We start from the raw sequence: 19,049 nt of genomic DNA on the forward strand, positions 1-19,049 counted from the left end.
GTCACACCCGTTCCCATACCGAACACGGAAGTTAAGCTCTCTAGCGCCGATGGTAGTTGGGACCTTGTCCCTGTGAGAGTAGGACGTTGCCAGGCAATATTATTCCGCAGTAGCTCAGCGGTAGAGCTATCGGCTGTTAACCGATCGGTCGTAGGTTCGATTCCTACCTGCGGAGCCATTGGAGAGCTGTCCGAGTTGGCCGAAGGAGCACGATTGGAAATCGTGTATACGTCACAAGCGTATCAAGGGTTCGAATCCCTTGCTCTCCGCCATAGGATTTATAATATTTGGCCCGTTGGTCAAGTGGTTAAGACACCGCCCTTTCACGGCGGTAACACGGGTTCGAATCCCGTACGGGTCACCACTTTGGAGGATTAGCTCAGCTGGGAGAGCACCTGCCTTACAAGCAGGGGGTCGGCGGTTCGATCCCGTCATCCTCCACCATATAAATTTTATATGAATAGTATTATCGCGGGGTGGAGCAGCACGGTAGCTCGTCGGGCTCATAACCCGAAGGTCGCAGGTTCAAATCCTGTCCCCGCAACCAAATGGTCCCGTGGTGTAGTGGTTAACATGCCTGCCTGTCACGCAGGAGATCGCCGGTTCGACCCCGGTCGGGACCGCCATTTTAATAAGGCTCGGTAGCTCAGTCGGTAGAGCAGAGGACTGAAAATCCTCGTGTCGGCGGTTCGATTCCGTCCCGAGCCACCATTTATTTCAATAAAATACGCCGGCTTAGCTCAATTGGTAGAGCAACTGACTTGTAATCAGTAGGTTGGGGGTTCAAGTCCTCTAGCCGGCACCATGTAAGTTTCGGAGGGGTAGCGAAGTGGCTAAACGCGGCGGACTGTAAATCCGCTCCTTCGGGTTCGGCAGTTCGAATCTGCCCCCCTCCACCATTTACATAGGGGCATAGTTTAAAGGTAGAACTGAGGTCTCCAAAACCTCCAGTGTGGGTTCGATTCCTACTGCCCCTGCCAAATATATTTACACAACATGGCGGTTGTGGCGAAGTGGTTAACGCACCGGATTGTGGCTCCGGCATTCGTGGGTTCGATTCCCATCAGTCGCCCCATTTTTATTTTAAAAATTACAAATAATTTAATTGATACTTACATATAATTAAGTAAGAATTCGATGGGCTATAGCCAAGCGGTAAGGCAACGGACTTTGACTCCGTCATGCGCTGGTTCGAATCCAGCTAGCCCAGCCATTTTTGCGGAAGTAGTTCAGTGGTAGAATACAACCTTGCCAAGGTTGGGGTCGCGGGTTCGAATCCCGTCTTCCGCTCCAATAAAATTTAATATGGCGGCATAGCCAAGTGGTAAGGCAGAGGTCTGCAAAACCTTTATCACCGGTTCAAATCCGGTTGCCGCCTTTTCTTTTGTGCCGATGTGGCGGAATTGGCAGACGCGCACGACTCAAAATCGTGTTCCTTCGGGAGTGTCGGTTCGACCCCGACCATCGGTATCATGAACGTCGTAAAAAAACTCTATACAATTAGTATAGAGTTTTTTTTTGTTTTCTTTTCATTACATGACAAAATAAGCACAAAAAGTGTACGGAAACATTAAAAGGATAAAAACAAACATTCAATTTTATCCTTTTAATTGCGGTATTTAGTGAGAATTTCTCCACCCTGGTGACATGAAGTTAAATCCGACACCACCAGTAGATATTAGTACATTATCAACGGTTAAGTTTGTAATTTCTAAAAACTTCTTTTTAAACTCTTCTCTGTTGTACTTATACATTGTTGAGTGGCACGCCCACATTTGCGTTGAAGTACTTAACCAGTCCCCTAATTCCTTCAATTTAGGAAACGCCTCAAATTGGATTGGTTCATCTCATTTCATGAATCTTACTTGATAGATAGTTGGGTTTAACTTTTCTCCTATTCCTTTAAAAGCATGTGATTTTTTTTCATTTGAATGTGTCATAATTCTCCCTTCATCTTTTCTTCAAATTTTTCCCTGTTTTATTATACAACAATAGAAAGTAATTATAGGAATATTATGGAAATAGGTATCAGCAATATAAAAAGACTCTAACAGAAATGTTAGAGTCTTTTTTGTTAAATTATATTATGTGATGCTAAAATTCGTAATAAACTTAGGAATTCATGTATAATATAACTTGTCGAAAGAACAAAATGATAGTGATTTATATTATGTCTGTAATATGAATCAAAAATGAACTTTTTATATTTCTTTTAAAAATGTGTTGAACACACATTATATTTCATATTAATATTTTTATGTAGATTTAAAACGAGAAAGAGAGTGGAAAGTATGGGCCGTAAATGGAACAATATTAAAGACAAAAAAGCATCAAAAGATGCAAATACAAGCCGTATATACGCGAAATTTGGACGTGAAATTTATGTGGCGGCAAAACAAGGCGAGCCAGATCCAGAATCAAACCAAGCGCTTAGAGTCGTATTAGAACGTGCGAAAACATACAATGTACCAAGAACAATTATTGATCGTGCAGTTGAAAAAGCAAAAGGCGGTTCAGAGGAAAATTATGACGAGCTTCGTTATGAAGGATTTGGACCAAATGGAGCCATGGTTATTGTAGATACACTTACAAATAACGTAAACCGTACTGCAGCAGATGTACGAGCTGCATTTAGCAAAAACAGTGGTAACATGGGTGTAAACGGTTCTGTAGCTTACATGTTTGATGCGACAGCTGTTATCGGCCTTGAAGGTAAAACATCAGATGAAGTTCTTGAAATTTTAATGGAAGCAGATGTAGATGCACGTGACATTCTAGAAGAAGAAGATGCTGTTATCGTGTATGCTGAACCAGATCAATTCCATTCAGTACAATCTGCACTTAAAGGTGCTGGTGTTGAAGAATTTACAGTTGCAGAATTAACAATGCTTGCACAAAGTGATGTTACACTTCCTGAAGATGCTCAAGTACAATTTGAGAAAATGGTTGATGCATTAGAAGATTTAGAAGATGTACAACAAGTTTACCACAACGTAGACTTAGGAGAGTAATACGATGAAAGCCCCTTTTCGTTTAACGAATAGGGGCTTTTTTTATGAAGTTAATTAAGGTGATGAATTATTAAAGGTATTTTGGTATAGATAGGGAATATGCTTATAGGGATATATGAAATAACCATTATTTCTAGGAGGCTTAGTATGGAACATAAGACACCAAAGCATATAGTTGCCGTAGCAGGTTATTTAACAAATGAGAAAAATGAAGTGTTATTAACAAAGGTACACTGGCGAGCTGATACGTGGGAAATGCCAGGAGGACAGGTAGAAGAAGGAGAAGCACTCGATCAAGCTGTCTGTAGGGAAATAAAAGAGGAAACAGGGTTAACGGTGAAGCCTATCGGAATTACCGGGGTTTATTATAATGCCTCTATGCACATTCTAGCTGTTGTTTTTAAAGTAGCATATGTGAGTGGCGAAATAAAAATTCAACCTGAAGAAATACAAGAGGCTAAATTTGTTGATTTAAATGAAGAGAACATAGATGAGTATATAACTCGTCCTCATATGAAATCCAGAACGCTTGATGCAATGAGAGCAACACATTGTATTCCGTATGAAACGTGGGAAGTACAGCCATATAATTTAATAGGAAGATTGTAAAGAAAAGAGTAGCTGATTTGAGATACATTCAAATCACTACTCTTTTTTGTATACTGTTTAAGAAAAAGGTCAAAATAATAATAGTGTTAGTATTGATTTATAGAACGTTTGTTCTGTATAATGTATATGTTATATACATTAAGATTACTAGATACTCAAAAGTACATATATTTGTAGATGATATAATTAAAGTATAAAGTGAAAATATAATAGCCTTAAGGCTTACTCTGTTATTGGTTATTCGTGATTGAATATAATCTATATTCAATATTTCAGATGAATAGTAGATAAAAAAGGTCTGTGATACAATACTTTTTTACCCCGCTATTTGCCGGGAACGTGATTGGTGAGGGCTGATTAAAGTTTCACTTTATACCTTACAATGATGTAAGGTACGTGTAAGAGAAATCGATGGGATATTTTTTTACAACAATGTATTCTTAAAGTAAGAGTTATATGCTGTGTGGAAAAGAGGTGTTCAAGATGAAAGAACGAGTATTATCTAGGGTGAACTATCATCAAAAAGTTGCATTAAATCCAATGACTAAACTTTTTTATAAAGCCATTATATTATTATTATTGTTAAGTTGTACGTTATTATTCATTGGAAATGTAATGATTGAGAAAAGTGACATTAGTAAATTACATGTACCGGCTAATTTAGAGGTGCCAGAATCATTAACACATGCATTTATTGCGACAGAAGATAAAAGATTTTATCATCATAACGGTTTAGATTATATAGCAATTATTAGGGCCTCTGTTGAGAATATAAAGGCTGGTGGTGTCGTGCAAGGAGGAAGCACGATTACACAGCAGCTATCTAAAAATGCTTTTTTAACTAATGAGCGTACATTTTCTCGTAAGTGGAAAGAGATTTTTTATACGAAAAAAATTGAACGTACATTTACGAAGGATGAAATTTTAAAATTATATGTAAGTAACATTTATTATGGTGAAGGAGCATGGGGAATTGAAAAAGCAGCAAACCTTTACTTCGGTAAAAAGGTGAACCAATTAACGTTGGCTGAAAGTGCAATGATGGCTGCTGTAGTAAAAGCACCTGCTTATTACTCACCTGCCCAAAATTATGATAAAGCAGTAGAGAGACGAAATGTTGTGTTGAGACTAATGGAGAAAGAAGGCTATATAAGCCATGATGAGTATGTTCAAGCAGTTAGTGAGAAATTAGTAATTCGTCATGATATAAAAATAGAGCAGTCGATGTTAAATAGTGCGCGTAAAAAAGCAGTAAGTTAAGAGAAGTTCCTACAGAGGAGCTTCTTTTTTTGAATAAATTGTGACAAATTGTGACACAATATCGTCACAATTATTGTGTTTTTGTAATTTATGTGAGCGTGTTCATTGCGTGACGTATATAAGTGTTGATATTATGTGTATTGTGTACAATGCTGTATACAGAATATGAATTTAAAGAGGAATGTATATGAAATCAAATAAACTCATGGCTCTTGGTATAGTTTTTTCTATCGCAGTATTGATTGTAATTGGAACAATTGCGTATAGCATCATAAATGACAAGAAAGATAAAGGGAATGAGATGTTTGCTTATTCCACGCAACAATCTTTAGGGAAAGATGATGCTCCAGTTAAGGTAGTTGAATTTGGAGACTTTAAATGTCCTGCTTGTCGTACTTGGGATGTAACAGTATTACCTCGATTAAAAGAAGAGTATATTGATAAAGGCAAAGTGCAGTTATATTTTATTAACTTCCCATTTATCGGAAAAGACTCGGATTTAGGTGCAGCAGCTGGTGAAGCAATTTATAAACAAGATAAAGATTCATTCTGGATTTTCTATGATGAGATTTATCAAAATCAAAAGAAAGATACGGAAGAATGGATTACAGAAGATTTGCTTCTTAGCATTGTGAAAGAGAAACTTCCAAAAGTTGATGTAGAGCAATTTAAGAAAGATTTACACAGTAAAGAAATTACAGAAAAAGTACGTAAAGATTCAGATCGTGCTCAAAAATTAAAAGTTCAAGGTGCTCCTTCAGTATATGTAAACGGAAATCTTGCAAACCCTGATTTCGATAGTATGAAGAAGGCCATTGATAAAGAATTGAAAAAGTGATGAGGTCTCTCATCACTTTTTCGACTTTTTTCGATAAAATTCTTGCCTCTATTTTTTTAACATGCTATACTACTTTACATAAGTTATTCTAATATCTTATATGTAATTCATATTTGCGGGTGTAGTTTAGTGGTAAAACAAGAGCCTTCCAAGCTCTGGTCGAGAGTTCGATTCTCTTCACCCGCTCCAAATTTTATTAAATGTTTTTCTATAAATTGTGATCAACGCAGTGTTTCGTTTCCGAGATAAACGAGGCATTGCGTTTTTTAATGTTTGAAAAATATAATTACATGCGAAAATAGAAGTAAATAATAGTATTCCAAAAGTGAATTACTAACCAATAAAGTCGTTACATAAGGGATGATGGATTCATCTGAGGAGGCGATTAAGAGTGGATTTTGAACAATTAAAGCAAGATGTAATTGCGTATAGTAAAACAATTGGCATAGATAAAATAGGCTTTGCGAGTGCTTCTCCTTTTGAGGAATTAAAGCAGCGCTTAATCCAGCAACAACAATTAAATTATCAATCTGGATTTGAAGAGCCTGATATAGAGAAGAGAACGAATCCGCAACTTTTATTACCGGGTGCTAAATCAATTATTGCGATTGCTTTAGCATATCCTTCAAAATTAAAAAATGCACCATTAAGTAAGCGTGGAGAACGCCGTGGAATTTTTTGCCGTGCTTCTTGGGGACAAGATTATCATCTTGTTTTACGAGATCGTTTGCAAAAATTAGAAGCATATTTAATTGAAAAACTTCCAGATATAGAAGTGAAGTCCATGGTTGATACAGGTGAATTAAGTGATCGAGCTGTATCAGAGCGTGCAGGCATTGGCTGGAGTGGGAAAAACTGTGCTATTATTACACCTGAATTCGGTTCGTACGTATACTTAGGGGAAATGATTACAAATGTTCCATTCCCGCCAGATAAGCCGATAGAAGATCAATGCGGGGGCTGTACGAAATGTATCGATATTTGTCCTACAGGTGCTTTAATACAGGGGGGACAGTTAGATTCGAAGAAGTGTATTGCGTTTTTAACACAGACGAAAGGATTCCTACCTGAAGAATATCGCGATAAAATAGGAAATCGTATATATGGATGTGATACGTGTCAGACTGTTTGCCCGAAAAACAAAGGAATGGATTTTCATAATCATCCTGAGATGGAGCCGGATCCTGAGCTAGTTAAACCATTATTAACGCCACTTTTAACAATTAGTAATCGTGATTTTAAAGAGAAATATGGGATTATGTCAGGGTCATGGAGAGGGAAAAAGCCACTGCAAAGAAATGCGATTTTAGCATTAGCACATTTTAAAGAAGCATCGGCAATTCCTGATTTAATTGGTGTTATGAAAGATGACCCAAGACCGGTATTGCGCGGAACGGCAGCATGGGCACTTGGGAAAATTGGGGGAGATGGAGTAGGCGAAGCGATTGAGAAAGCGATGGAACGTGAGAAAGATGAAGAAGTACTTCATGAAATGAATCGCGGGCTTGAATTGTTAGCACAGAAAAAAGAGTAGATAATATTTCCCTTTTTCATATTGTAATATGGGAGGGAAACGAAATGGCTGTAAAAATGAATATTGAAAAGCAAGTACAACAGTTTTTAGCATATATCACAGAGAAACGAACAGACGTGGATGGTATTGCTGAGGATTTACTACAAATGGCACAGAGAAAGAAACAATTGTTTCAAAGGCGTAGTGCACATATAGTGAAAGCAATTGCGGATGTTTCTTTCATTAGACAATTAAATAGTAATGACCATCAAGAAATTGATTATCAAATACATTTTAAATATTTAATTAAGCATAAAGAATTATTTTATATTGAAGAGGAACAATTAAAACGAAGAGTTTGTTTAAATAATAGTCGGATTATAGGCGATTATGATATTGAAGTGTCAGAAGAAATTAGAATGGGTGAGACATTAGAAAGGGAAATTACGAAAGAGAAGTACGGTTCTTATCAGTATAATCGTTTAGAGGCAGTGAAATATGCAGAGCGTTGGTGGGATGACCGAAATCCTATGTATCGTAATTTCCCTGATAATTGTACGAATTTCATTTCTCAATGTCTTCATACTGGAGAAGTACCTATGAACGGATATCCTAATATTCGTAAAGGATGGTGGCAAAGGGAGAATCAGTGGAGTTGGAGCTGGGCTGTTGCACATTCTTTTTATTGGTATTTGTCAGGTGCTACAACAGGACTTCGAGCAGAGGCGGTAGAGAGGCCAGAAGAACTTATTCTTGGAGATGTAATTGCTTATGATTTCGAGGATGACGGAAGATGGAATCATACGACGATTGTAGTAGCAAAAGATGCAGATGGTATGCCGCTTGTAAATGCACATTCAGCAAATAGCCGTCGACGTTATTGGAACTATGAAGACTCTAGTAAATATACACCACAAATGAAATATAAATTCTTTCATATTATTAATGGGTAGAGATTTTTCGCTCAAGTGGTATAATACGTAGTAGACAAAAAACAGAGGTGAATATCGCGTGGGAGTACATGTTGTTTTATATCAGCCAGAAATTCCAGCAAATACAGGAAATATTGCTCGTACTTGTGCAGCAACTGGAACAGAATTACATTTGATTAGACCGCTTGGATTTTCAACGGATGATAAAATGTTAAAGCGTGCCGGATTAGATTATTGGCAGCACGTGAAAATTACGTATTATGATTCAATTGAAGAATTTTATGAAAAAAATAAAGATGGTGAATTCTTCTATTTAACGAAGTATGGCGAGAAAGCTCATACAGCGTTTGACTATAGCAAGCGCGAGAAGGATTACTATTTTGTATTTGGAAGAGAAACAAACGGCTTACCAGCTAATGTAATCGAAGAAAACTTTGATCATTGTTTACGTATTCCAATGACAGATAAAGTACGTTCATTAAATTTATCTAATACAGCAGCAATTTTAATTTATGAAGCATTCCGTCAACAAAATTACCCTGGATTAGATTTAGAAATCGTTTATTAAAAGTCGCCATATGGCGACTTTTTTTTATAAAATAAAAATAATATGTGATCATACGTTTAAAAGAGAGGACATAATCATATAGAATGGGATATATGATTAAAAATAGATAAGACGGGTTGAGATAAATATGAAGGAAGAATATAGTAATCAAAATACCTTTTTAAGTATGATAGATATGGATTTAATTAGACAAGGGTTATTACATGCTATTCAAGATTTAGTATTTATATTGAAAGTTATTGATGATGAAACGTTTAAATATATGTATGTGAATAAAATAGGAATGGATTATGCTAGGTTAAGCGAAGAGTGCTATGGAAAAACTTTTGCAGAAGTATTACCGAAAGATATAGCGGGGATATTGCAAAGGCAATATGAAAAAGTAGTGAGAGAAGCGAAAGCACACACTTTTTGTGATGTAGTCAAATTACCAAAAGGTGAGATACATTATGAATCTTCACTTAATCCTGTCTGCGATGAAGAAGGAATATGTCAATTTGTTATTTGTATTACAAGAGATATTACAGCTCAAATTGAGGAGAAGACAGAGATAGAGGAAAAACAAATGTTATTTAAGTCGTTACTGGAATATAATAATGACTCAATTATATCTATAGATTCTATAGGGAGAGTTACATATGCAAATCCGGCAACGTATGAAATATTTGGATACCGGTATGAGGAATTAAATAATAAATTTATTTTTGAATTTATTAATAAAGAATATGAAAAAGATTTTCAAATTATATTTAAGGGATCGATGCAAGGAAAAGCAAAACAAATTGTTTCAAAGAAATATGTTCATAAAGAAGGGTACGAGCTATATATTTCTTTGAGAACTATCCCGATTATTGTGAACGGTGAAATTGTTGGAGTGTATATTGTTACGAGAGATGTTACAAGGCAAGTATTAAACGAAATGCGAACAGAATATTTAGCTTACTATGACCAGTTAACAGGATTAATGAATAGAATTTCATGTACAAATAAGTTAAATACTTTTTTAAAAGAGAGTATAAATTTTGCGCTTGTATTTATAGATTTAGATGAGTTTCATCGTATTAATGATACATTTGGTCATAAAGAGGGAGATAAAGTATTACAAAAAGTGACAGAATGTTTAAGCAATCTAAAAATAGAAGGTATGCACTTATTTAGAGAACACGATGATCAATTTGTTATGTTGATAGAAAATATAACGAAAGAATGTGTAGAGGAAGTTGCAAAAAGCATACTGAAAAATATTAGTGAATATTTTGTAATTGAGAAAGAAGATGTATATTTAAGTGCGTCAATTGGAATTGTAATGGCTCCAGCAGATGGAGAAGATGAAAAAATACTATTTCAGAGAGTCGATGCTGCCTTAGAAAAAGCAAAAGACAAAGGAAAAGGACATTATCATTTTTATTGTAGTGGATTAGACTGTGAGCGTGAACAAAGGTTTATAATAGAAAACCAGTTACATCGTGCTATAGAAAAAAATGAATTTTTCTTATATTATCAGCCACAAATTAATATTGAGACGAAAAAAATAGCTAGTATGGAAGCTTTAATAAGGTGGGAGAATAAGGAATTAGGATTTGTTTCTCCAAACCAATTTATTCCGTTGGCAGAAAGAACAGGATTTATTATTAAGCTCGATGAATGGGTAGTAAATCAAGTGTGTCAGCAACTGCGCGAATGGTTAAATAAAGGATATGAAGTGGTCCCAATTGCAGTTAATATTTCAGCTAGACACTTTCGCTCTATTACATTAATAGAGATGATTACACGGGCTTTAAATAAGTACAATGTACCAGCTCATTTATTAGCGATAGAGGTTACAGAAGGAGCTCTTATACATAAAGATATATCGAAGAGAGTGTTACTACAATTAAAAGAAGAAAATTTAAAGATTCATTTAGATGATTTTGGAACAGGTTATTCATCTTTAAGTTACTTAAAAACATATCCAATTGATACTTTAAAAATTGATCGTTCTTTTATGGAAGGTATACATATAGATGAACGTGATACGAATATTACAGCTGCAATTATTCATTTAGCTCATACTTTAGAATTGAATGTAATTGCAGAGGGAGTAGAAAAAAAGGAGCAAATACAGTTTTTGAAAGAAAAGAATGTGAAGCTTGTACAAGGTTATTATTATAGCCGACCACTATCCAAATATGATATGGAAAATATGTATTATAAATAATGCATAAAAAATGATGTGCTAAAAGCACATCATTTTTTATGTGTACCTGGTTTGTCATTGTAACCGGATGTAAAAATCGCTGTAAGAAATGTGAGTGATACACCTAAAATTAATAATAATTTCATACTAATATCCTCCTTACTTTTTTCGGTTCACGAGTTTTATTTATTACCCAAAATGTATGTAAGGTTCTTAGAAGAAAAGAATTTATTTATAATGAATAGCAGTGTAAAAACGTTAATACCTATATTATACAGAATTTTCTTTGAATTTTGGAGAGAATTTTAGCGTGCTATTATATATTTCGTTTTGATTTAAAGAATGTTTAAGGACATCCTAGCATACCTTTTATAATAATCCGATTGAACAAGGAGATGGGGGAGGAGCTATAATGGATATTCTAAAAAAGATTGAACAGCATCGAGCAGCAGAAGAACGTTTACAATGGGAAGGTACGTTTGCGGAGTATTTGGAGCTTGTGAAAGAAAGACCATGGGTGGCTCAAACAGCACACTCTCGCATTTACAATATGATAAAAGATGCCGGAATTGAAGAAGTTGATGGTAGAAGAAAGTATAACTTCTTTAGTAATCAGCTCTTTGGATTAGAGGATGCTCTAGAACGTCTTGTAGAGGAATATTTTCATCCATCTGCAAAACGATTAGATGTTAGAAAAAGAATTTTATTATTAATGGGTCCTGTTAGTGGAGGGAAATCAACGTTAGTTACGATGTTGAAACGAGGATTAGAAACATATTCAAGAACAGATCGCGGAGCCATTTTTGCAATTAAAGGATGCCCAATGCATGAGGATCCACTGCATTTAATTCCACATCATTTACGAGATGATTTCTTTGATGAGTATGGAGTTAGAATTGAAGGGAATTTATCACCACTAAATGTCATGCGTTTAGAGCAAGAATATGGATCAAGAATTGAGGATGTAGTTGTAGAGCGTATTTTCTTCTCTGAAGATCGCCGTACAGGGATTGGTACATTTAGCCCGTCTGATCCAAAATCACAGGATATTGCAGATTTAACAGGTAGTCTGGACTTTTCTACGATTGCAGAATATGGTTCAGAATCAGATCCCCGTGCGTATCGATTTGATGGAGAATTAAATAAGGCAAACCGAGGAATGATGGAGTTCCAAGAGATGTTAAAATGCGATGAGAAGTTTTTATGGCACTTATTATCGCTTACGCAAGAAGGGAATTTCAAAGCGGGAAGATTTGCGCTTATTTCAGCAGATGAATTAATTGTAGCGCATACGAATGAAACAGAGTATCGCTCATTTATAGCAAATAAGAAAAATGAAGCATTACACTCAAGAATTATTGTAATGCCAGTTCCTTATAATTTACGAGTAAGTGAAGAAGAACATATTTATGAAAAAATGATTCGTGAAAGTGATGTGTCGAATGTTCACATTGCACCACATACACTTCGCGTTGCAGCAATGTTCACTATTTTAACTCGTTTAAAAGATCCGAAGCGTCCGGATATTGATTTAATTAAAAAGATGCGTTTGTATGATGGAGAAACGGTAGAAGGTTATAATGCGATTGATGTAGAAGAATTACAACGCGAATATCAAGATGAAGGTATGAAGGGTATTGATCCTCGTTATGTCATTAACCGAATTTCGTCTACAATCATTCGAAAAGAGGTACCATCTATTAACGCGTTAGATGTACTTAGATCTTTAAAAGATGGGCTGGATCAGCATCCATCGATTAGTAATGAAGACCGTGAACGTTATATGAATTTCATCTCATTAGCGAGAAAAGAATACGATGAAATCGCGAAGAAAGAAGTACAAAAAGCGTTTGTTTATTCATATGAAGAATCAGCTAAGACGCTTATGGATAATTACTTAGATAACGTCGAGGCGTACTGCAATAAATCGAAATTACGTGATCCGTTAACAGGGGAAGAAATGAGTCCAGATGAAAAACTAATGCGCTCAATTGAAGAGCAAATTGGAATTTCAGAAAATGCTAAGAAAGCATTCCGTGAAGAGATTTTAATTCGCATTTCTGCTTATGCCCGTAAAGGAAAACGCTTTGATTATAATTCACATGAACGTCTTCGTGAAGCGATTCAGAAAAAACTATTTGCTGATTTAAAAGATATAGTGAAAATTACAACATCAACGAAAACACCGGACGAAAATCAGCTTAAGAAAATCAATGATGTTGTTGCACGTTTAATTGATGAGCATGGCTATAATTCTTCTTCAGCAAATGAATTACTACGCTATGTAGGTAGCTTGTTAAACCGATAGTTTGATAACAAAACGCTGTCTCTTGTATTTTGCGGGACAGCGTTTTATTATCCGTTCATATGTGTGTAAAGTGTCATACCTTGTCCAAATGTAATAAATTAAGATGCAATTTCATGAATTTATTGTCAATTATTTTTACAATATGCATATGATAGAGTAACCAACCATTCATACGAAAAAAGCCAACACAATACAATATGTTGCAAAGTAAAAATGTGTGCAACAATGCATTGTGTTTCTTTCTTATCAGTGGCTGAATATTTCTTTCTATTATGTGAGTGGCAAAATTTTGTTTAGGATGCTCGGGGTATTGTATGAAAAACGTTATAAATGTTTATGGGATGATTTTCTATGGGCAGTTACCTTTCAAATATTCTAGCTTGCACATTACAGAACAAAATTTGTAGCTTGCTGTTCATACAGGAAGACAATTACAGTAAGGAGGGAAAGGAATGGGCGAAGAAAATCAACCAAATTATACGATTTCACAGGAAAACTGGTCCCTCCATCGCAAAGGATATGACGACCAACAGCGCCATCAAGAAAAAGTACAAGAGGCAATTAAGAATAATTTACCCGATCTTGTAACAGAAGAAAGTATAGTTATGTCTAATGGCAAGGATGTTGTAAAAATACCAATTCGTTCTCTAGATGAATATAAGATTAGATACAATTATGATAAAAATAAACATGTTGGGCAAGGAAACGGTGACAGCAAAGTTGGTGATGTCGTTGCGAGAGATGGATCAGGTGGTCAAAAACAAAAAGGGCCAGGAAAAGGGCAAGGAGCAGGAGATGCAGCTGGGGAAGATTACTATGAAGCTGAAGTCTCTATTTTAGAATTAGAGCAAGCGTTTTTCAGAGAGTTAGAGCTGCCTAATTTAAAGAGAAAAGAAATAGATGAAAACCGGATTGAACATGTTGAATTTAATGACATTAGAAAAACAGGATTATGGGGAAATATCGATAAGAAACGAACAATGATATCCGCATATAAACGAAATGCGATGCGTGGTAAAGCATCTTTCCATCCAATTCATCAAGAAGATTTAAAGTTCCGCACTTGGAATGAAGTATTAAAGCCAGATTCAAAGGCTGTTGTCTTAGCGATGATGGATACGAGTGGATCGATGGGAATGTGGGAGAAGTATATGGCACGTAGCTTCTTTTTCTGGATGACAAGATTTTTACGCACAAAGTATGAAACAGTTGATATTGAATTTATTGCTCATCATACAGAAGCGAAAGTCGTTACAGAAGAAGAATTCTTTTCAAAAGGAGAAAGTGGTGGAACAATCTGCTCCTCCGTATACAAAAAAGCACTCGAGTTAATCGATAATAAATATTCACCAGATCGCTATAATATTTATCCATTCCATTTTTCAGATGGTGATAATTTAACATCAGATAATGCTAGATGTGTAAAGCTTGTGGAAGAATTAATGAAGAAATGTAATATGTTTGGATATGGGGAAGTGAACCAGTATAACCGCCACAGTACACTCATGTCAGCCTATAAAAATATTAAAGATGAAAACTTTAGATACTATATTTTAAAGCAAAAAGCAGACGTATTTCATGCGATGAAAAGCTTTTTTAGAGAAGAATCAGGTGAGAAAATGGCATAACCTCTTTTAAAGAGGTTCTTTTTTTGTAAACTTTTTATTTTTTTAGTTGACAATGATAATGAAAATCATTATCATTTATTCGAGAAATGATTACATTTCGAATTATATATTTCAGAGGAGATGTAAAGTTGAAACAAAATAAAAGAAAACGTATAAATGCAATGATTATAGTGGCGATGTTATCACTTCCGTTTGCTGTTTATTCAACACCTGCTTTAGCGGCAGTAGCAATTGAGACGAATAAAACGGGACAAGGTTTAGAAGATGGTACATATGACGCTGTTATTAAAGCGTATAAAGATAAAACGAATGAAGAGTCTATGGCAGCTGTTTATATAAAGGGTCCGAAACTAACAATTGAGAATGGAAAGAAAATTGTAACAGCAACGTTAAGTGATAGTGATTTCTTTCAATACTTGAAAACAGAGGATATTCATACTCCAGGTGTGTTTCATGATGTGAAAGTAATATCAGAAGATAAAAAGAAAAATGGAACGAAAGTGATTCAGTTTGAAGTAGGGGAATTAGGAAAAAGGTATAATATGCGAATGCATATTTATATTCCAACAATGGCCTATGACAATAAGTACCAAGTACAGTTTGAAGTAAATACATTGAATTTAGAGAACAATGTTCCAGAAAAACAAAAGGAAAATAAAGAGGATAAAGTGGATCAACAAGATGAAATTGGAAATGTAATAGTAGATAAGCAACTACAAAGGCATATTAATAAATATAATTTGAATAGAGAAAATCTAGATACCCCAATAACTAAGGAAGATTTATTAAAAGTTAAATCTTTAATAGTCGTTGAAGCTAAAAATAAAGGAATACAAGACGTAAGCGGTCTAGAATATATGACGAACTTAGAAAACTTAAAGTTGGAAGAAGTTAAGTTAAAAAATATAAAATTTATCTCGGAATTGAGACAATTAAAATCATTAAGTATAACCTATGGTGAACTTGAAGATATTGGACCTTTGGCTGAGTTAGAGCATATTGAGTTTTTAACTTTGAGAAACAATAAAATCTCAGATTTAAGCCCATTAAGCCAAATGAAGAAGATTAAAATGCTAGATTTAAATAGTAATTATATAAAAGATATTAAACCATTATTTACAGTGAAATCTTTAAGGACTTTGACTGTGGCAAATAATCAAATTAGTAATGATAACCTTGCTGGAATTGAGCAATTGAAAAATGTAAAAAACTTATCTTTAAGTAACAATGGACTTACGAATATTGAACATATTACATCAATGAAAAAATTAGTAGAGTTAGATCTTGCTAAAAATGAATTAGAAAACATCGAACCTTTATCAAGATTATCTACTGTACAATCACTTAATTTAGAAGAAAACTATATTTCAGATATAACGCCATTTAGTCACTTAACAGACTTATATGATTTAAAGCTAGGTTCAAATGAAATTCGTGATGTTAGACCTGTTCAAGAGCTAGGAAAAAGAATATATATCGATATTCAAAGACAAAAAATCTTTTTAGATAATGTAGAAAAAGATAAGGAAGTTAAAATACCTATCTATAATTTACAAGGAGAGCCACTTGATACTATTCAATTGAAGAGTGAAGATGGGATAGTTAATAATGGTTCTGTTAAATGGGGGACTACTGGTGAAAAAACATACGAATTTACGTTGGATATAAAGCCAGAAGAGAATCGTATTAAGTTTAATGGAACAGTAATTCAAAATGTTGTTGAAAGATTAGACGAAATCAAGGAAACAATAAAAGAGGATAATGAACAAAAGGAAAATGTAATTCTCGATAAAACTTTACAACAACATATTAATAAAGAGAATTTAGGTAGAGAGAATTTAAACGCTCCTATTACAAAAGAAGATTTATTACAGATTAAAAAATTAGAGATACTTAAAGAAAATGGAAATGAGATAAAAAATATAACAGGTTTAGAGTACATGACGAACTTAGAAAAACTCACTTTAGAAGGAGTAGGCCTGAAAAATATTGAGTTCATCTCAAACTTGAAACAATTGAATAATGTGAATGTATCTCATAATCAAATTGAAGATATAACACCACTATCTTCATTGGAAAATTTACAGTGGTTAAATCTTGCGGACAATCATATTAAAGATGTAACGGTTATTGGTTCCATGCTAAACTTATTTAGCTTAAATTTAGCTGGAAATGAGATTCGTGATGTAAGGCCGTTAATACAATTAGGTCAGTGGTTTACAATTGATGTTGGAAGACAAAATATCATTTTAAATGATGCAAAAATAAACGAAGAAATTCAAGTTCCTGTATATGATTTAGAAGGAGAAAGTATTGAAAATATTCAATTGGTAAGTGAGGGAGGGACGTTTAATAACGGAGTAATAAAATGGAGTACCCCAGGTGAAAAGGTGTATAAATTTGATTTAGATTCTGATGAAATTAGCATAAGGTTTAACGGAACGGTAATCCAAAATATAGTTGAAAAAGAAGAAGTGACAGAACCAACAAAAGAAGTTGAAGAAGCGAAAGAAGAAGTAAAAGAGCCAACAAAAGAAGTTGAAGAAACGAAAGAAGAAGTAAAAGAACCGGTAAAAGAAGTTGAAGAAACGAAAGAAGAAGTAAAAGAACCGGTAAAAGAAGTTGAAGAAACAAAAGAAGAAGTAAAAGAACCGGTAAAAGAAGTTGAAGAAACAAAAGAAGAAGTGAAAGAACCGGTAAAAGAAGTTGAAGGTACAAAAGAAGAAGTGAAAGAACCGATAAAAGAAGTTGAAGGTACAAAAGAAGAAGTGAAAGAACCGCTAAAAGAAGTAAAAGAGGAAGTAAAAGAGCCAACGAAAGAAGTTGAAGAAGCGAAAGAGGAAGTGGACGAGCCAACAACAGGAGTTGAAGGATCGAAAGCGGAGGTAAAAGAAACAGGAAAAGAAATTGAAGGTTCAAAAGACGCGGTAAATCAATCAGCAGTAGTCCAAGAACAAAACGTGAATAATCAAGTTGTGAAAGAAAATAAACCAGCTGTTAATAAGCAAGAAGAAAGTAAGAAATCATTAGGAGCAACAGGTGGACAAGAGAATACATCAACATTACTTTCAGGCATAGCGTTAGTTCTTTCAGCACTGAGTATGTTTGTATTTAGAAAGAGATTATTTAAGAAATAAAAAACGTTCTATCTTATTATAACGTAAGATGATTATATGAGTTTTTGAGAAGACATTATCATGGCGATTTCATTTTGAAATATGCTTATGGTGATGTCTTTTTTAGAAGGAGATAAATGGAAAAGGTGTGAATATATTAGTGAAGGAGGAGAGGTTATGTATGTCAGTTCTATTTTGGAAATTGAAGAGGTGGCAGCATTTATTGCGAATATGAATAAAGATGCTACTCATCATGTTGGCTATTGTGGAGATGAGAAAGAGGAGTTGTTACAGACAATTATTCATGATTTTTCAGATATAGGCTGGGAACAATCTTTTGTTGCTACTTATGAGAATAATAATTTAATAGGTTTATTAGGATTTGATGTGGATGAAGTAAAGAAATGTGCAGAGATATGGGGACCGTTTATTATCGCAGAGAATTGGGAAGAAGTTGCTTTACATATGTGGAAGGAACTTATAGAAAAGGTGCCTTTTCATATTGAGAGATTTTATGGTTTTTATCATGTGGAAAATAATAATTGTGCCCGTTTAATGAGGAATTTACATGCAAAAGAACAAGGTCGACATAGTATTCTCGTTTTAAATAATATTGTGAAGCACCGTATTATATGTAATGTAGAAGAGGCTTTACCACAAGTGTTTGAGCAGTTTATCGCTTTACACAATCATGTGTTTTCTAATACGTATTATGACGGAAACGAAATTATTGAACGTTTAAGTAATACGAATAAATTATTTGTAAGTATGAAGAATGATAAGTTAGAAGGTTATGTATATGTGGAAGTAAATCCAGAGTTTCAAGAAGCGAATATCGAATTTATTGCAACCGCTGAAAATAGTAGAAGAAAAGGTGTCGGAGAGCGGTTATTACAAAAGGCAATTCAGTATATTATTTCCTTCCAAGGAATGAAGGAGATAGAATTATGTTTGAATACGAATAATGATCGTGCGATGAAATTGTACAAGAAAGTAGAATTTGAGGAGAAGGCATGTTTACAACACTATATAATAGAGTGAAAACCCATTTGTATGAAAATTATATTTCATACGAATGGGTTTTATTAAT

General features: G+C 34.5%; 12 protein-coding genes, 16 tRNA genes, 1 rRNA gene and 1 pseudogene. 29 read left to right on the plus strand and 1 reads right to left on the minus strand.

What is annotated here, in order from left to right; all coding sequences use genetic code 11:
• The 16 genes from rrf to BM089_RS24880 all read left to right on the plus strand — a co-directional run.
• Nucleotides 1–95, plus strand: a 5S ribosomal RNA gene (gene rrf / locus BM089_RS24805); the annotation flags it as partial.
• Nucleotides 96–103: 8 nt separating this feature from the next.
• A tRNA-Asn gene (locus tag BM089_RS24810) sits at nt 104–178 on the plus strand.
• 2 nt (nt 179–180) lie between these two features.
• A tRNA-Ser gene (locus tag BM089_RS24815) sits at nt 181–272 on the plus strand.
• Between the two features lie 17 nt (nt 273–289).
• A tRNA-Glu gene (locus BM089_RS24820) sits at nt 290–364 on the plus strand.
• A 4-nt stretch (nt 365–368) separates the two neighbouring features.
• Nucleotides 369–444 (plus strand) — tRNA-Val (locus BM089_RS24825).
• Between the two features lie 26 nt (nt 445–470).
• Nucleotides 471–547: transfer RNA gene (locus BM089_RS24830), tRNA-Met, on the plus strand.
• Nucleotides 548–550: 3 nt separating this feature from the next.
• Nucleotides 551–626, plus strand: a tRNA-Asp gene (locus BM089_RS24835).
• Between the two features lie 9 nt (nt 627–635).
• A tRNA-Phe gene (locus BM089_RS24840) sits at nt 636–711 on the plus strand.
• Nucleotides 712–729: 18 nt separating this feature from the next.
• Nucleotides 730–805 (plus strand) — tRNA-Thr (locus BM089_RS24845).
• A 10-nt stretch (nt 806–815) separates the two neighbouring features.
• Nucleotides 816–899, plus strand: a tRNA-Tyr gene (locus tag BM089_RS24850).
• Between the two features lie 7 nt (nt 900–906).
• Nucleotides 907–980 (plus strand) — tRNA-Trp (locus BM089_RS24855).
• A 19-nt stretch (nt 981–999) separates the two neighbouring features.
• Nucleotides 1,000–1,075 (plus strand) — tRNA-His (locus tag BM089_RS24860).
• Nucleotides 1,076–1,138: 63 nt separating this feature from the next.
• Nucleotides 1,139–1,213: transfer RNA gene (locus tag BM089_RS24865), tRNA-Gln, on the plus strand.
• Nucleotides 1,214–1,218: 5 nt separating this feature from the next.
• A tRNA-Gly gene (locus BM089_RS24870) sits at nt 1,219–1,293 on the plus strand.
• 14 nt (nt 1,294–1,307) lie between these two features.
• A tRNA-Cys gene (locus tag BM089_RS24875) sits at nt 1,308–1,378 on the plus strand.
• 10 nt (nt 1,379–1,388) lie between these two features.
• Nucleotides 1,389–1,470 (plus strand) — tRNA-Leu (locus BM089_RS24880).
• 149 nt (nt 1,471–1,619) lie between these two features.
• Here the strand turns inward: BM089_RS24880 and BM089_RS24885 are convergent.
• Nucleotides 1,620–1,940 (minus strand): annotated as a pseudogene (locus tag BM089_RS24885) (DUF3884 family protein).
• A gap of 351 nt (nt 1,941–2,291) precedes the next feature.
• Between BM089_RS24885 and BM089_RS24890 the strand changes: the two are divergent.
• The 13 genes from BM089_RS24890 to BM089_RS24960 all read left to right on the plus strand — a co-directional run bounded on the left by BM089_RS24890 (nt 2,292) and on the right by BM089_RS24960 (nt 19,000).
• Nucleotides 2,292–3,011, plus strand: coding sequence for a YebC/PmpR family DNA-binding transcriptional regulator (locus BM089_RS24890; RefSeq protein WP_000532949.1), 720 nt, complete (start codon nt 2,292–2,294; stop codon nt 3,009–3,011).
• 147 nt (nt 3,012–3,158) lie between these two features.
• Nucleotides 3,159–3,620: an NUDIX hydrolase gene (locus BM089_RS24895; protein ID WP_000400463.1), complete on the plus strand. Its 462-nt coding sequence runs from the start codon at nt 3,159–3,161 to the stop codon at nt 3,618–3,620.
• A gap of 483 nt (nt 3,621–4,103) precedes the next feature.
• Entirely contained in the window at nt 4,104–4,880 is a 777-nt protein-coding gene (locus tag BM089_RS24900; protein ID WP_000664716.1) for a transglycosylase domain-containing protein, read from the plus strand.
• A gap of 187 nt (nt 4,881–5,067) precedes the next feature.
• Nucleotides 5,068–5,718 carry a DsbA family protein gene (locus BM089_RS24905; protein ID WP_000841308.1) on the plus strand — a complete coding sequence of 217 codons (651 nt, stop codon included), beginning with the start codon at nt 5,068–5,070 and terminating at the stop codon, nt 5,716–5,718.
• A 115-nt stretch (nt 5,719–5,833) separates the two neighbouring features.
• Nucleotides 5,834–5,907, plus strand: a tRNA-Gly gene (locus tag BM089_RS24910).
• 202 nt (nt 5,908–6,109) lie between these two features.
• Nucleotides 6,110–7,252 (plus strand): tRNA epoxyqueuosine(34) reductase QueG, encoded by a 1,143-nt coding sequence (queG, locus tag BM089_RS24915; RefSeq protein ID WP_000345209.1) that lies wholly within the window; start codon nt 6,110–6,112, stop codon nt 7,250–7,252.
• A 44-nt stretch (nt 7,253–7,296) separates the two neighbouring features.
• Nucleotides 7,297–8,184 (plus strand): amidase domain-containing protein, encoded by an 888-nt coding sequence (locus BM089_RS24920; RefSeq protein ID WP_000279322.1) that lies wholly within the window; start codon nt 7,297–7,299, stop codon nt 8,182–8,184.
• 58 nt (nt 8,185–8,242) lie between these two features.
• Nucleotides 8,243–8,731, plus strand: coding sequence for a tRNA (uridine(34)/cytosine(34)/5-carboxymethylaminomethyluridine(34)-2'-O)-methyltransferase TrmL (trmL, locus tag BM089_RS24925; protein WP_000538147.1), 489 nt, complete (start codon nt 8,243–8,245; stop codon nt 8,729–8,731).
• 127 nt (nt 8,732–8,858) lie between these two features.
• Entirely contained in the window at nt 8,859–10,928 is a 2,070-nt protein-coding gene (locus BM089_RS24930; protein ID WP_000657161.1) for a sensor domain-containing protein, read from the plus strand.
• 391 nt (nt 10,929–11,319) lie between these two features.
• On the plus strand, nt 11,320–13,215 hold the full coding sequence (locus BM089_RS24940) for a PrkA family serine protein kinase (protein WP_000353273.1): 1,896 nt from the start codon (nt 11,320–11,322) through the stop codon (nt 13,213–13,215).
• A gap of 452 nt (nt 13,216–13,667) precedes the next feature.
• Nucleotides 13,668–14,843: a sporulation protein YhbH gene (yhbH, locus tag BM089_RS24950; RefSeq protein WP_000503516.1), complete on the plus strand. Its 1,176-nt coding sequence runs from the start codon at nt 13,668–13,670 to the stop codon at nt 14,841–14,843.
• A 128-nt stretch (nt 14,844–14,971) separates the two neighbouring features.
• Nucleotides 14,972–17,980, plus strand: coding sequence for an NEAT domain-containing protein (locus tag BM089_RS24955; RefSeq protein ID WP_090978360.1), 3,009 nt, complete (start codon nt 14,972–14,974; stop codon nt 17,978–17,980).
• Nucleotides 17,981–18,136: 156 nt separating this feature from the next.
• Complete coding sequence (locus BM089_RS24960; RefSeq protein ID WP_090978362.1) at nt 18,137–19,000, plus strand: GNAT family N-acetyltransferase; 864 nt, start codon at nt 18,137–18,139, stop codon at nt 18,998–19,000.
• The last annotated feature ends 49 nt before the right edge of the window (nt 19,001–19,049 follow it).

It is taken from the genome of Bacillus sp. 5mfcol3.1 (assembly GCF_900114335.1).
GTDB classification, from domain to species: Bacteria; Bacillota; Bacilli; order Bacillales; family Bacillaceae_G; genus Bacillus_A; species Bacillus_A thuringiensis_S.

What these genes read in the sequence shown, in the direction of transcription:
- BM089_RS24890 (WP_000532949.1), top strand. Translation starts at nt 2,292, where the DNA reads ATGGGCCGTAAATGGAACAATATTAAAGACAAAAAAGCATCAAAAGAT.
- BM089_RS24960 (WP_090978362.1), top strand. Translation starts at nt 18,137, where the DNA reads ATGTATGTCAGTTCTATTTTGGAAATTGAAGAGGTGGCAGCATTTATT.
- BM089_RS24940 (WP_000353273.1), top strand. Translation starts at nt 11,320, where the DNA reads ATGGATATTCTAAAAAAGATTGAACAGCATCGAGCAGCAGAAGAACGT.
- BM089_RS24895 (WP_000400463.1), top strand. Translation starts at nt 3,159, where the DNA reads ATGGAACATAAGACACCAAAGCATATAGTTGCCGTAGCAGGTTATTTA.
- BM089_RS24905 (WP_000841308.1), top strand. Translation starts at nt 5,068, where the DNA reads ATGAAATCAAATAAACTCATGGCTCTTGGTATAGTTTTTTCTATCGCA.
- BM089_RS24930 (WP_000657161.1), top strand. Translation starts at nt 8,859, where the DNA reads ATGAAGGAAGAATATAGTAATCAAAATACCTTTTTAAGTATGATAGAT.
- BM089_RS24900 (WP_000664716.1), top strand. Translation starts at nt 4,104, where the DNA reads ATGAAAGAACGAGTATTATCTAGGGTGAACTATCATCAAAAAGTTGCA.
- BM089_RS24920 (WP_000279322.1), top strand. Translation starts at nt 7,297, where the DNA reads ATGGCTGTAAAAATGAATATTGAAAAGCAAGTACAACAGTTTTTAGCA.
- yhbH (WP_000503516.1), top strand. Translation starts at nt 13,668, where the DNA reads ATGGGCGAAGAAAATCAACCAAATTATACGATTTCACAGGAAAACTGG.